The sequence below is a fragment of the Marinobacter azerbaijanicus genome, assembly GCF_030250645.1.
Taxonomy (GTDB): domain Bacteria; phylum Pseudomonadota; class Gammaproteobacteria; order Pseudomonadales; family Oleiphilaceae; genus Marinobacter; species Marinobacter azerbaijanicus.
The window spans coordinates 593,136-607,087 of sequence record NZ_JASSVS010000001.1 but is presented as its reverse complement, the minus strand read 5'-3'; the positions used below and the strand labels follow the sequence as shown (position 1 = coordinate 607,087).

Below are 13,952 nucleotides of genomic sequence, written 5' to 3'. Positions count from 1 at the left end.
CAGGGAGGAGATTTGATGGGGCAGCTCGATAAACTGCTGGATAAAAACAGGGCTTGGGCGGAAAGTCTCAAGAGTCAGGACCCGGAGTTTTTCGCCCGGCTTTCCAAGCAGCAGGCCCCTGAGTATCTCTGGATCGGGTGTGCTGACAGCCGTGTGCCGGCAAACCAGATCGTGGATCTGATGCCAGGAGAGCTTTTCGTGCACCGGAATGTTGCAAACGTGGTGGTGCACACGGACTTTAACTGCCTCTCGGTGCTTCAGTTTGCCATTGACGTGCTCAAGGTGAAGCACGTTCTGGTGGTGGGGCACTACGGTTGTGGCGGGGTAAAGGCAGCGTTGCATAACCAGGGCTTTGGCCTGATATCCAACTGGCTCCGACATGTTCAGGATGTACGCGACAAATATCGGCCGGTACTTGATCAACTGGCCAGTGACCAGGACCGGGTCGACCGGCTATGCGAACTTAACGTGGTGGAGCAGGTCGGACACGTCTGCCAGAACAATATCGTTCAGGAGGCCTGGCGCAGGGGGCAATCCCTGATGGTTCACGGTTTTGTCTATGATGTGGCCGACGGTATTCTACGGGATATGGGGCTATCCATTGCTTCCGAGTCCGACCGTGAATCGATCAAGCAGAACAGCGTTGACGAACTGGTTTTAAGGCCGGTTCGCTCGGGGCGTCAAAAAACATGACGCTGTTGGTGTCAAAATGTGTCAAATATTCGTGACAAGCGTCACTATCTGACCCTCGCTGTCATCACAGTTAGCGATTACTCCCCTTGTTACAATGGTGTTGTAGCAAGCGAGGAGGTTGTCAGAAATGCGAGAAATCATGCAGAAAGCTCTCAGTGTCTTGAGCCAGCGTAAAACGTCGCAGGAGACAGAGGTCCGCCCCAGGTCTGGTGTTGCCACGTCGCAGCCCGCTTCCTCTGAGGATTGGGGTATGTCTCCCGAAGATGCCTTGCGCGCCGACACGGTTGCGCGTTACAAGTAATTCCTCAACGGCTAGCCGTCTGTTTGAAGTGGCCCGGGCCGAGACTCCGGGCCTATTTCCGGTTAAAGTATCCCGCCAGATACCTATACCGGACCAGCCTATCGATGTCAGCGTTACCCAACTCCCATGAAGCACTGCTGAAGAACCGGGAATACCTGCGTGGCCGCCTGGCAATACTGGGTCCCGCAGACATCTCCCTGATTCCGGCGCTGGACGGCTCTGGCCTGGTGTTAACCGAACATTATGGCGTTTGGCAACGGCTGCAATCCATTGGCGGCTGGACTGTTGCGTTCGGTTACGACGATCCTGCCCTGATGCCGGCCGATGCTGACACTGTCGTGGTATTTCTCCCCAAAGCCAGGGCTGAGCTGGCTCTTCGGCTTGAGCTGGCGCGCTGGCTGGCGGCCCAGGATGCCCGGCTGATTCTGGTGGGGGAGAAAAAGGAAGGTATTGCCGGCGCGGTCAAGCAGCTTAAAGCGATGGCGCCGCAAGTGTTCAAGGCAGACAGTGCCCGGCATTGCCAGGTCTGGCTGGCGGACAACCTGGAACCGGCGCAAACGTTTGATGTGCGCCAGTGGCTGCAATGGCACCAGGTGGACTGCGCGGGTATTCGCTTCGAAGTGGCTGGTCTGCCGGGGATTTTCAGTTCAGGTGAGCTGGATGCAGGTACCGCCATGCTTCTTGAATCCCTGGCGGATTCCCCGATAAACGCCGGGCCGGTTCTGGACTTCGCTTGTGGAGCCGGCGTTATCGGCACCTGGTTACAGCTGTATCAGCGTGCGCTGGGGCAGCCATGCGTTCAAGTCGATGGAGTGGATGTCCAGTCCCAGGCTGTTTTCTGCGCCCGCGCCACCTACCAGCGCGCCTCGGCAACCGGTGATATCAAGGCCTCGGACGGTCTGGCTGATGTCAGTGGCAGGTACGCAGCGGTACTGAGCAATCCACCTTTTCACACCGGTATCCGGACGGACACATCGATGACGGAGGAATTCCTGCGGCAGGTGGCAGAGCATCTGGAGCCGGGAGGTGAGTTACGGCTGGTTGCCAACAGCTTCCTGCCCTACGAACAGCTGATCCGCCGTCACGTGGGGCCGGTAAGAGCCATTGCCGGCGACAGGCGGTTTACCGTCTGGTCCGCACGTCGTCACTGAACTGTCTTCGCGTTGTAATGCGTTCGTCACCGCCATCGGACAAGGTACCCTCAGTGCTTAACAGGCCGGTGGGAGAAGCCGATGCATCAGTACCGGAGTGTTTTCATTTCCGATAGTCACCTGGGGTCAGCCGACTGCCAGGCAGAGTACCTCCTGGATTTTCTCGATAACGTCTGCTGCGAGACTCTTTATCTGGTGGGGGATATTGTCGACCTGATTGCCATGCAGCGCAGGGTGCATTTTCCGGAGACCCATCAGGCGGTTGTGCGACGGCTGATGGCCATTGCCGCCTCCGGTACGCGAGTGATCTATGTGCCAGGTAACCACGATGACTTCCTGAGACACTTCTGTGGCCAGACGCTTGCCGGAATCGAGCTGAAGCAGAAAGCCATTCATACCACAGCGGATGGTCGGCGTTTCGTCGTGTGTCATGGTGACCAGTTCGATCAGGTGGTGCGATGCAGTCCGCTGATGCTGCTGGTGGGCGATCGCGCCCATGGTGTGCTGCTGCGTCTGAATCGCTGGTTCAACGCCTGGCGGAGGCTGCGCGGCAAACCCTACTGGTCACTGGCGGCCTGGGTGAAAAGCCGTATAGGCAAGGCAAGATCGTTTATCCGCCGGTTTGAGCTGGCGGCCCTGACAGCAGCAGAGCGCGGCCATTACGACGGTTTTATCTGTGGCCACATCCATTCAGCAGGTTTCCTGCGCGGCCAGGAAGGGCTTTACTGCAATGACGGCGACTGGGTTGAACACTGTACTGCTCTGGTCGAACAACCGGGTGGCCGGCTCGCTATTCTGCACTGGTCCGAGCAGCAGGGCATTATTGCCACCGAACCGTCTGAGCCAGCACCGGAGTTTGCCGGGGGTCAGAGGCCGGTCGTTGATGTTCTGTCCCCTGCATTTATCGAAAATATAAACGCTGCACCCAAGTGACGGGTTTCCCGGGACGAAAAAAAGCCCCTGGGGTGAGGGGCAAAAGAGGTTGGCTTCCATAAAAACGGAGCAACCTGAAATCGTTGTTCCACAGTAGGGTTAATTTCTAGAATAATCAGCCTAGAATGGTCTTTGCTTGTAAATGGGAAAGCGAAGGCCTGAAATGACAACTGATGTGCTGGAAGTAGATGGTATCTCCCTGCTGTTGAAGCGCCCAGGCGGCGGCCGTGCCCTGCGGGCCTGGGATGCAGCCGATGAGCAGCTGCTGGAGCAGATCCTCGCCCGCTTTAGCCCGGATTCCCGGCCCCGTGTGCTGATTATTGATGACCAGTTCGGTGCACTGACACTCGGGCTTTCGTCATTCGCCCCGGTTTCCTTTGCTGACAGCTGCTCGCTTTCTTCCGCGCTGATAACGAATACGCCTTCGGGGCACAGCGTCCTGACCCCTTCAAACTGGCTGGCGCCACCGGAAGGGCCTTTTGATCTGGTGGTCATGCGTATTCCCAGGCAGGTGGATTACCTGACCTGCCTGTTGCGGTGGGTAAACGGAGTGCTGGTTCCCGATGGCACGCTTATCGCTGGCGGCATGATCAAGCATCTGCCGGACAGCAGTGCTGCCGTATTTGCCGACCTGGTTCATACCCGGGAAGTATGCCCGGCCCGCAAAAAGGCAAGGGTGATTGTCGCAGCCCCCGGTGACCAGACGTTGAGAAACTGGGCGGATCTGTGGAAGGGATACATGCTGCCGCATACGGAATATCAGGTCAGTGCCATGCCGGCGGTGTTTTCCAGGGAAAAGCTGGATATGGGCACACGAATGCTGCTGCCTTTTGTCAGGCAGGAAGCCGGGGCTCTGAGTTCCAGTGCCAGAGTGCTGGACCTCGCCTGTGGCAATGGGGTGTTAGGCCTGGCGGCGCTGGCGGAAAATTCGGAGCTGGCAGTGGCATTTTCAGATGTATCCAGCCAGGCGGTGGCCAGTGCACGCGATAACGTACTGAGTGCCTTTCCCGATGTGGAGGCGGTGTTTCACCATAGCGATGGTATTCCCGAGGATAGCGGCCAATTCGAACTGGTGTTGCTGAATCCACCATTTCATGAGGGTGGGGTTGTCGGGGACCACATCGCCCTGCGATTGTTCCGGCAGGTCGCCCGCCATCTTGCTCCGGGCGGACGAATGCTGATGGTGGGCAATCGTCATCTGGGGTATCACCGCAGCCTGAGGCGCTTCTTTTCAACGGTGCGTCAGCTGGACGCCGACGCCAGGTTCGTGGTGTTTGAAGCCAGCAATCAGGAGGCGGGGCGGTCGTAGCCCATTCGCGCCAGAGTGTCGACGATGGTCTGGGTCTGGCTGTCGATCTCGATATTGACCCGTTCACCAACGGATGCGTCGCCAAATGTGGTGGCCCGTAGCGTTTCCGGAATCAGGTAGACGTTGAAACGGTTGCCCCGGACTTCCCCAATGGTCAGGCTGCAACCATTGATGGCAATGTAGCCTTTGGGGAAAAGATACCTGGCCCAGGACTCCGGTACCTCGAATTCCAGGGTGCAGTTGTTCTGGGGCCGTTCAATGGCCACGATGTCGGCGGTGGTGTGAATGTGGCCAGACAACAGGTGCCCCCCAATTTCATCGCCAATCCGTGCGGCGCGTTCGAAATTTATCCGGTCCCCGGGCTTCAGGCCACCTAAAGTGGTGGCTCGCAGTGTTTCCTGCATGGCGTCGAAGTAGAGCAGGTTGCCTTCCTGTCGGGTAACAGTCAGGCAGGTGCCATCGATCGCAACGGAGGCGCCAATGGTGACGCCCTGAACCTGCTCTTCCGGAAAACGGATCGCAAAGCTGGTCAGCCCCGGTTCGGTGGATAGGTTGTCAATGGTGGCGATACCCTGAACAATGCCTGTAAACATTCATGCCTCTCAAGCGAGTCTGTGGTCGGTCCCGGCTGCACCGAAAAAGCAAGGATAGCGATAGCAGTGGGCGGTGCCAAGCCAAGTTTGCCAGTATGCTGGCACTGAGCCCGGCTCAAGGATCGGAAAATGTGGTCGATAGACGTTGAGTAGGGGCGACGTTTCAAGGGGTGTTGGCCCGGTTACACTCAACGAGTAACCAGTGATGGCAGAGAACGAAAGCACAGTCAGACGGGGTACTGATCCAGGGGAACCCCTGCTGCGACAGGGGCGTCCCGCGGATGCCAAGGCACCTGCGCCTGGCGGACCGGCAGAGACCGCAGCTACGGCAACGACGGAATCTCCTGCCGTCCGGTCCAGTCAGGAGGTATCCGGCTCTGGTGGCGGCGATAGCAGGGATGCGGGTGGCCCGGATGCAGATACCTCGGCTGCCGGCGAGGCCGCGGAAGGGGTTGAAGAAAAACTGGCGGAATCCCGCCAGCGCAAGCTCCGGCTGATGCTGCGGCAGTGTGACCGGGTATTGCTGCTGGATTTCGATCTGCTGGCTTTGCCGGACTGGCCGGACAATTACACATTATCCACCGCGCGACGCAGGCGCGATCTCTGGCTCTTCAGTGCCTTGCTGGCGGCGATTGTTTTCCTCAGCGGGATGACCGGTTTTGTGCCCGCCTGGATTGCCGGCGGAGGGTTTGGCGCATTTGTCATTATTCTGCTGATGGGAGTACCGACGGTTCGGCGCCTGTACACGTCCCACCCCTCATACATGGACCTGATTATCCGCCGTCGGCAATTGTTGCGGGACGCTCGCAAGCATATTGAGCATCTAGAGGGTAAGGAGGGACTGGTGTGGCAGTGCGCCCATATGGCCGAGTTCAACCCGGCTCTCAAAGCCATGCGTTTCAGTGAGCTTCTGGCGTTGTCCGAGCGTCGGGTGCTGGCTCGTAATATGACGCGCCGGGAGCATATCCGTCTTTATCTTGTCTATCTGCTTGAGGCCGAGAAAGCCTATGCACGGGCTCAGCAGGCGTTCTTCGAGGGCCACCAGCGAGCTATCGACAAGGGGTGGGAGTCAGTGGCGTCAGACCCGGAGAGGAGAGCTTGACAAGATTGCCGGTCAAACGTATGTTTCAAACAGACGTTTGCTAGAGGCACTGATAATAAAATGGCTCAGTCTGATACGGTTGATCGAATTCTGGATGCAGCGGAAGAGCTGTTCGCGGATCGTGGGTTTTCTGAAACTTCGCTGCGTATGATTACCAGTAAGGCTAAGGTAAATCTCGCCGCTGTCAATTATCATTTTGGTTCCAAGAACGCCCTTATTCATGCGGTGTTTGCCCGGTTTCTCACGCCTTTCTCGGCGACACTGGAGAATGCGTTCGATGAACTTGAAGCTCGCTGTGATGGTGAGCCACCTACGTTGAATCAGACTCTCTGGGCACTGACAGAAAGTGCCGTGCGTATGCCCCAGCGTAACGAGAAAGGTATCTCTATCTTCATGCGGTTGCTCGGTCTGGCTTATACCCAGTCCCAGGGGCATCTCCGCAAGTTTCTTGAGCAGGAATACAGTCAGCCTTTCAGCCGTTTCATGCGGCTGCTGAAAGAGGCGACGCCGCAGTTGTCCTCCGTGGACCGTTACTGGCGCATCCAGTTCATGCTCGGAGCCACAGCCTTCACCATGTCCAGCAGCGATGCACTGAGGGACATCCTGCAGAACAAGCTGGGTGTGGAGACCACGGTCCAGGAAATTGCGGCGCGGCTGGTTCCATTCCTCGCTGCAGGCATGCAGGCAGAGGATGCGATGCTGGTGCCCCCTTCCCATAAAAGCTCGGTTGCCTGAGTTGCATGCCGTCGGTTAGGCTTTCGGTTTGATTCGTCAGCCGGGAGCGTAACGCCGTATGCCAAGTGATTCTGTATCCCGTCCAGTGCCCGGTATTGAAATCAGTCTGGCGGCGCAGACCCTGACGCTGTTTTCGGCAGACTCCTTCTCAATCTCCTACCCGGTCTCAACGGCGCTCAATGGACCCGGCGAGCGCCAGAGCAGTGGTTGTACCCCCCGTGGCAAGCATTATGTGCGTGCGATGCTCGGCGACGGTTTCCCCGTGAACACGGTCTTCATTGCCCGCAGGCCAACAGGAGAAGTCTATTCGCCTGAGCTGGCCCGGCAGTTTCCGGATCGGGACTGGATTCTCTCCCGGATTCTCTGGTTATGCGGCCTGGAATGGGGTAAAAATCGCGGTCCCGGGGTCGATAGTTTTCGTCGCTTCATATACATTCACGGCACACCGGATTCCGAGCCCATGGGTGTGCCGCGCTCCCATGGCTGTATCCGCATGCGAAACGCAGACGTCGTCGATCTGTATCGCCGGGTCACACCGGGTACACCGGTATTGATACGCTAACCCCGTCACTGGACCGAGAGAACCGATGATCGAAGAAACACCTGCCATTGTGAATACCTGGATTCAGAACTGGAACCTGCTGTCACAAAGCTGGCGGGTCGGGATTGTGGTGTTTGCGTTGGTGTTCGGAACCGCTGTGGTTGCCTATATTGCCAGTTACACCGTGAGGCTCATTGAGCGGCGCTTCCAGAAAACCGACAACGCCTGGGACGATGCATTGCTGCACGCGGCCAGAAAGCCGGTCGTCGCGTTTGTCTGGTTGCAGGGGGTCTACTGGGCGGCGGAAGTGGCCCACCGTTATTCCGAGGCAGAAATATTCTCCGTCAACGACACACTGCTGCAGGTAGGCTTTGTCTGGTTGCTGGTGTGGACTGTGTTGCGGTTTATCAAGCAGGGGGAGGAAATACTGACCTCGCCCCTGAAAATGAAAAAGCCGATGGACTACACCACGGTCAACGCAGTCAGCAAGCTTTCCCGGGCCGTGGTTATTATCACGGCCGTACTGATTGCCCTTCAGTCCCTGGGATACAGTATTTCCGGTGTACTGGCCTTCGGTGGTGTCGGCGGTATTGCTGTGGGTTTCGCGGCGAAGGATCTGCTGGCCAACTTTTTCGGCGGCTTTATTATCCATCTGGACCGGCCTTTCAAGGTGGGCGACTGGGTTCGTTCACCGGATCGAAATATTGAAGGTATTGTTGAGCACATCGGCTGGCGCCTGACGACCGTGCGGACGTTTGATAAGCGCCCCCTTTATGTCCCCAATGCGGTCTTCACCACGATTTCCGTGGAGAACCCATCAAGAATGCTTAATCGCCGCATCTCGGAGACCATTGGAATCCGCTATGCGGATGTCAGCGGCATGGCGGAGATCGTTGCGGACATTCGAACCATGCTGGAGAACCATGAAGACATCGATCAGGACCAGACCCTGATTGTCAATTTCCTGGCCTTCAACGCATCCTCACTGGATATCATGATTTACACCTTTACCAGAACCATTGAGTGGGTTCGGTTTCACGAGGTCAAACAGGACGTGCTGCTGAAAATCAGTGACATTATTGAAGGCCATGGTGCTGAGGTTGCCTTCCCGACACGCACTCTTCACCTTCCGGATGGTGTGCGCCTTGCCAGCGATTCGGCTGGTAAGAGTGACAGTGGTGAGCCCGCCAGTGCCGAGCCCGGTAGCAGTCGTGCTCCGGTGGACGGCAGTGAAGGTTCCAGCGAAACAAAGGGCGACAGCGCGGAGGCAACAGGGGAGTCATCATGAGCAATTCGAGAAACAGGCCGCCGGTTGGCATTATCGGCGGCACCGGCCTTACAACTCTGTCGGGGCTTGAGATAATGGCGGAACGACCGGTTGTGACGCCATGGGGGCAGCCTTCTTCTGACCTGATTGAGGGGTGTCTTGGAGACCAGGCGGTGATGTTCCTGTCCCGTCACGGTAACCCTCATCGTATACCGCCGCATCAGGTCAACTACCGGGCGAATATTCAGGCGCTTCATGACGCAGGTGTTCGCACCATCGTCGGGGTCAATGCGGTGGGCGGTATTCATGCTGACATGGGCCCGGCCCACATCGTGATTCCCGACCAGATCATCGATTACACCTGGGGCAGGGCCAGTACTTTTTTTGAGGGCGAGCTGGATGAAACCACTCACATCGATTTCACCTGGCCTTATACTGAAGAAGCCCGTGAGCTGCTGATTTCAGCCGCTCGGGACCAGAAGCTGGCGTTTTCCGATTTCGGTGTTTACGGGGCCACCCAGGGGCCAAGACTGGAAACTGCGGCCGAGGTGCTGCGACTGGAACGGGATGGTTGCGATCTGGTGGGGATGACTGGCATGCCCGAGGCGGCACTGGCGGCAGAACTGAAGATGAACTACGTCTGCCTTGCGCTGGTGGTGAACCGCGCTGCCGGGAAATCGGACCACATCATTACCATGGCGGAAATCGAGGCCGCCATCGATCAGGGGATGTCTGGCGTCAAGCGGATCCTCGAAGCGTCAATAAGTGGCCTGGGTGCCCTTACTCCTCAATTTTCTTGAAGAAAACCAGAACACCGATGGTGGGAGAGTCCAGAAAATGGACCTCCTCGCTGCGCATGCGGCGGGTTTCGCGAATCCAGGTCAGTAACTCTGCCCGGGGCCAGTTCACTCCGGAAATGAAGGCCTGCCCCTGCTCGTCAATGGTTTCGGAAACCTCGTCAACCGCAACTCTTTCTTCATCTATCGCGCCACTCTGTTCATCGTTGGCGCTACCGGAAGCCTGATCCACGACCGCACCACCACCGAACAGATCGACCGGTTGTTCGATGGGGGGCGCAGGCTGCCAGTGATTGAGGTGTACCCCAACGTGCAGGTAGCGTTGCCGGTCTATGGTGATGTGGCCTTCCACCTCGCGATGGCCGGCATCCTCCAGCCAGTCGCCTATGGCCACGCGTAATGGCTCACCGTCAAAGTCTGGCGGAAAGGATTGATACCAGCCTGCGGCCAGGAGCACCCGGAAGCGTCCGCTGTTCTCCAACCGATTTGCGGCAGTGTTCAGATGGAGTTCTTCTCGCGGAACCAGTTCCAGTGTGGTTTCAGCGGCGCCGTCGCCGTCTACTGCCCGCAGGATTTCTTCTATCTCCGGGTTTGGCGGCTCGGGAATCCGGCTGGCCATCCGTTCGTTGATACTGGAGGGGTCGGCCTTGCGCTCGATGATGACAAATTCCGCACGATAATAGTCTTCACGGGGACGATCGTTTTTCGCCACCTCATCGTTACTGGTCTGCGCATCAGGTTGTTCCGCTGCGTTTTCTGCGGGTTCCTGGGCGGACACCACCGGTGGCATGGCCAGTATTGCAGCCAGGATAAAGGTGGATATTCCTGGCAATGAGTTACCGGGCGTTCGCAAGGGCTTTGCTCCATTAGTCCTGTTGTTCATCAGGGGGCCTCCGGGCCGGGACGGTAGCGCTATGAGGCTAGCTGGTCCAGCATGTCGGAAATGCCGTCGAGTTTACCACTGGTTGAGGTGTCGTTCAGCCTGAAACGGAAACTGTTGGCCCCTTCAAGGCGATACTGGTCCGGCGAGGATTGCACTTTTTTAACCAGCACCAGTGGATCTACAGGGGTTGAGCTGCCAAATTCGAGCCTGGCCCATTCCTTGCCAGCGTCCACTTTCACGATTCCCAGGGCTTCCGCGCGGATTCTGAGTTCGGACTGGCGGATCAGGTTCTTTGCCGGCTCCGGTAATAATCCGAAGCGGTCGATCATCTCAACCTGAAGTTCTTTTAATGCCTCCTTGTCGGTGACACTGGCGATACGCTTGTAAAGCATCAACCGATTGTGAACATCGGGCAGGTAATCGTCGGGGATCAGCGCGGGTATTCGCAGATTCATCTCTGTGCCATGGCTGAGTGGTAAGTCGGCATTGGGGGTCCGTCCTTCCCGGATGGCCTGCACGGCCTCGTCCAGCAGCTGCATGTAGAGTGTGAAGCCTATGCTTTCTATCTGGCCGCTCTGTTCTTCTCCAAGCAGTTCCCCTGCGCCCCGGATTTCCAGATCGTGGGTGGCGAGCATGAAGCCGGCTCCCAGGTCCTGCGCTTCCGAGATAGCCTCCAGACGTTTCTTCGCATCCGCCGTTATCGAGCGGGGAGGCGGCGTCAGAAGGTAGGCATAGGCCTGGTGATGGGAGCGGCCGACACGGCCACGGAGCTGGTGAAGCTGGGCGAGCCCGAATTTGTCGGCGCGCTCTATGATTATGGTATTGGCGCTGGGAATGTCGATACCGGTTTCAATGATGGTTGTGCACACCAGGACGTTGAAGCGCTTATGGTAGAAGTCCGACATGATCTGTTCCAGCTCACGCTCGCGCATCTGGCCGTGGGCCACACCCACCCGGGCTTCGGGAATCAGTCGTCGCAGATCTTCAGCGGTTTTCTCGATGGTGGCGACGTCATTGTGCAGGAAATACACCTGACCACCCCGCAGCACCTCCCGCAGGATGGCTTCCTTGACCATGGCTTCGTCCCGCTGGCGCACAAAGGTTTTTACCGATAGGCGCCGGGCAGGCGGGGTGGCGATTATGGACAGGTCCCGCAGGTGCCCCATGGCCATATTCAGGGTCCTGGGAATCGGGGTCGCGGTCAGGTTCAGCATGTCGACTTCGGCCCGCAGGGCTTTCAGGCGCTCCTTCTGCTGGACCCCGAAACGGTGCTCTTCATCGATGATCACCAGTCCGAGATTTTTGAATCTGATGTCGCCCTGGAGCAGTTTGTGGGTGCCGATCACAATGTCAGCTTTACCCGCTTCAATGGCTGCCAGCGCTTTGGTGGTCTGGCTGCCGCTGCGGAAGCGGCTCAGCAGCTCCACATTGACTGCTGTATCGGAGAACCGGTCCCGGAAGGATTCGTAATGCTGCTGGGCCAGCAGGGTGGTGGGGACCAGTACCGCAACCTGCTTGCCGGAATAGGTGGCCATGAAGGCTGCCCGCATGGCGACTTCGGTTTTCCCGAAGCCGACATCGCCGCAGACAAGCCGGTCCATGGGCTTTTCGCTGATCATATCTTCAAAAACCGCTTCAATGGCAGCCTGCTGATCCGGCGTTTCCTCGAACGGGAAGTCGGCAGCAAAGGCCCGGTAGGCTTCCTTCGGGTCCTCGAACGAGAACCCCTTGCGAGCCTCCCGACGGGCATAGACGTCCAGCAGCTCGGCGGCCGTGTCGCGGATTTTCTCCAGTGCTTTCTGTTTTGCGTTGCTCCAGCGATCCGTGCCCAGCTTGTGCAGCGGGGCGTGATCGGTGTCAGAACCGGTGTAACGGGAAATCAGGTGCAGGCTGGAGACGGGCACATACAGCTTTGAGCCGCCAGCGTATTCCAGCATCAGAAATTCGCTGGATTCCCCCTCCACGGTGATGGTTTCCAGGCCCCGATAACGGCCAACGCCATGGTCAATATGAACCACAGGGGCGCCAATGCGCAGCTCGGAGAGGTCCCGGTAGCCGGAATCGTCAGCTTCCGTTGGTTTTTCGCGCCGCCGACGCTGCAGAACCCGCTCACCGAACAGAGCCGTCTCTGTAATCAGGGCAATACGCTGCTCCGGCAGGACCAGCCCGTGTTCCATTGGCGCCACAGTAATGCCGAGGGTGCAGGATGTGTCGGTGGTGAACGCTCGCCAGTTCTCCAGCGCGGTGACCTGGACGCCCTGGTTGGTGAGATTCTCGATCAGTGCCTCGCGGCGACCGGAGGACTCCGCACAGATCAGAATGCGCCCATGGAACCTGTCGATAAAGCGCTTGAGGCGACCTGCGGGATCGGCGGCACGCCCGTCCATCGACACGTCCGGCAATACGTCCGTGGGGCAGTTGTAGCCGCCGGCGGTCTGGATGGTTTCCGTGGTCAGCGTTACCCGTGGAAAGTGCTTGAGCTGGCCAAAAAGCTCATCTTTCTGCAGGAACAGCTGAGCCGGAGGCAGGATGGGGCGCATCCTGTCATGACGTCGCTCCTCGTACCGGGCCCGGGTATCGGCGTCGAAATGTTCTGCCGCCTCGTTGAGTCCGGACGCGGTAAAGACCAGGGTCTCTCCCGGCAGATAGTCGAAAAGGGTTGCGGTCTGCTCGAAGAACAGCGGCAGGTAGTACTCGATCCCCGGCGGTGTGATGCCGTGGGACACATCCTGGTATATGGGTGCGTCCTTGTCGGCATGGGGGAACTGTTCGAACCAGCGATTACGAAACCCGGAGCGAGCCTCTTTGTGCCAGGGAAATTCATTTGCCGGCAACAGTTCTATCCTGTCGATCCGGTCGATGGAGCGCTGGGTTTCCGGATCGAAGGTGCGCAGTGTCTCGATTTCGTCATCGAAAAGGTCAATCCGGTAGGGTCGGGTGGCGCCCATGGGAAAGATATCCAGAATAGCGCCGCGCACCGCGTATTCCCCATGCTCATAGACATTCTCTGCATGCCTGTAGCCAGCGGCTTCCAGTTGCATGCGCCAGTTATCGATGTCCAGTGACTGGCCCACTTCCAGCAGCAGGGTGTTTCCCTGCAGATAGCTGACCGGGGGCAGTCGATGCATCAGCGTGCGGGCGGGAACAACCAGCACGCCATGGCTGGTTGAAGGCAGCCGGTGAAGTGCCCTGATCCGGCGAGATGTAATGTCCTGATGCGGCGAAAACAGATCGTACGGCAGGGTTTCCCAGTCCGGGAGAGACAGCAGCTCAAGGCCGTCCGGAGTAACAGCAGGCTGGTCTTCGTCCGCAGGCAGGCCGAGATAGAAACGCATGGCCTGCTCGAGCTCGATGGCCTCTTCTGTGCTGCGGGTTATGACCAGAGTCAGGCCCGAGTGGGCCCGTGCACTTTCGCAGATGGCCAGGGCATCGCTGCTTCCATGGAGTTGCCCCCACGTGCGATGGTCCGCAGCCTTGGCCGGCGCTTCTGGAGCTACCAGCACGGGGTCTCTGTCGGATTGGGAGGCACCTTGCGTCATGGGTCGGGTCTTTCTCCTGGGTATAAAGGGCCGGGAAACTGCGAGGCGCGTATTCTACCGGCCAGAGATTACGCTGTCATGGCAGCCGTTTCCGATAGTGATGAACGG

Annotated in this window: 12 protein-coding genes; 9 read left to right on the top strand and 3 right to left on the bottom strand. The window is 58.2% G+C overall.

What is annotated here, in order from left to right; translation table 11 throughout:
• Positions 1 to 15: 15 nt before the first annotated feature.
• The 4 genes from can (at position 16) to QPM17_RS02730 (ending at position 4,387) form a co-directional block, all read left to right on the top strand.
• Entirely contained in the window at positions 16 to 693 is a 678-nt protein-coding gene (gene can / locus QPM17_RS02745; RefSeq protein ID WP_285388529.1) for a carbonate dehydratase, read from the top strand.
• Between the two features lie 405 nt (positions 694 to 1,098).
• Positions 1,099 to 2,145: a class I SAM-dependent methyltransferase gene (locus QPM17_RS02740; protein ID WP_285388526.1), complete on the top strand. Its 1,047-nt coding sequence runs from the start codon at positions 1,099 to 1,101 to the stop codon at positions 2,143 to 2,145.
• 81 nt (positions 2,146 to 2,226) lie between these two features.
• On the top strand, positions 2,227 to 3,078 hold the full coding sequence (locus QPM17_RS02735) for a UDP-2,3-diacylglucosamine diphosphatase (protein ID WP_285388525.1): 852 nt from the start codon (positions 2,227 to 2,229) through the stop codon (positions 3,076 to 3,078).
• Positions 3,079 to 3,241: 163 nt separating this feature from the next.
• Positions 3,242 to 4,387, top strand: a complete 1,146-nt coding sequence (locus QPM17_RS02730; RefSeq protein ID WP_285388524.1) for a class I SAM-dependent methyltransferase — start codon at positions 3,242 to 3,244, stop codon at positions 4,385 to 4,387.
• On the opposite strand, the gene QPM17_RS02725 is transcribed toward QPM17_RS02730, so the two are convergent.
• Complete coding sequence (locus QPM17_RS02725; RefSeq protein WP_285388523.1) at positions 4,366 to 4,980, bottom strand: riboflavin synthase subunit alpha; 615 nt, start codon at positions 4,978 to 4,980, stop codon at positions 4,366 to 4,368. The two genes, QPM17_RS02730 and QPM17_RS02725, sit on opposite strands and share 22 nt — an antisense overlap.
• Before the next feature lie 205 nt (positions 4,981 to 5,185).
• Between QPM17_RS02725 and QPM17_RS02720 the strand changes: the two genes are divergently transcribed.
• From QPM17_RS02720 to QPM17_RS02700, 5 genes are read left to right on the top strand one after another with little or no spacing between them, the layout of a single operon-like run.
• Complete coding sequence (locus QPM17_RS02720; RefSeq protein WP_285388522.1) at positions 5,186 to 6,082, top strand: DUF805 domain-containing protein; 897 nt, start codon at positions 5,186 to 5,188, stop codon at positions 6,080 to 6,082.
• Positions 6,083 to 6,142: 60 nt separating this feature from the next.
• Positions 6,143 to 6,817: a TetR/AcrR family transcriptional regulator gene (locus QPM17_RS02715; RefSeq protein WP_285388520.1), complete on the top strand. Its 675-nt coding sequence runs from the start codon at positions 6,143 to 6,145 to the stop codon at positions 6,815 to 6,817.
• 58 nt (positions 6,818 to 6,875) lie between these two features.
• The gene (locus QPM17_RS02710; protein WP_285388519.1) at positions 6,876 to 7,379 is read left to right on the top strand and encodes a L,D-transpeptidase; all 504 of its coding nucleotides are present in this window, start codon (positions 6,876 to 6,878) and stop codon (positions 7,377 to 7,379) included.
• A 25-nt stretch (positions 7,380 to 7,404) separates the two neighbouring features.
• Positions 7,405 to 8,646, top strand: coding sequence for a mechanosensitive ion channel family protein (locus QPM17_RS02705; protein WP_285388518.1), 1,242 nt, complete (start codon positions 7,405 to 7,407; stop codon positions 8,644 to 8,646).
• Positions 8,643 to 9,425: an S-methyl-5'-thioinosine phosphorylase gene (locus QPM17_RS02700; protein ID WP_285388517.1), complete on the top strand. Its 783-nt coding sequence runs from the start codon at positions 8,643 to 8,645 to the stop codon at positions 9,423 to 9,425. Before QPM17_RS02705 ends, QPM17_RS02700 begins: the two co-directional genes overlap by 4 nt.
• Here the strand turns inward: QPM17_RS02700 and QPM17_RS02695 are convergent.
• Positions 9,406 to 10,305 (bottom strand): CsiV family protein, encoded by a 900-nt coding sequence (locus QPM17_RS02695; protein ID WP_285388516.1) that lies wholly within the window; start codon positions 10,303 to 10,305, stop codon positions 9,406 to 9,408. The two genes, QPM17_RS02700 and QPM17_RS02695, sit on opposite strands and share 20 nt — an antisense overlap.
• Before the next feature lie 29 nt (positions 10,306 to 10,334).
• Positions 10,335 to 13,844, bottom strand: a complete 3,510-nt coding sequence (gene mfd, locus QPM17_RS02690) for a transcription-repair coupling factor (protein ID WP_285388514.1) — start codon at positions 13,842 to 13,844, stop codon at positions 10,335 to 10,337.
• Between the last annotated feature and the right edge of the window lie 108 nt (positions 13,845 to 13,952).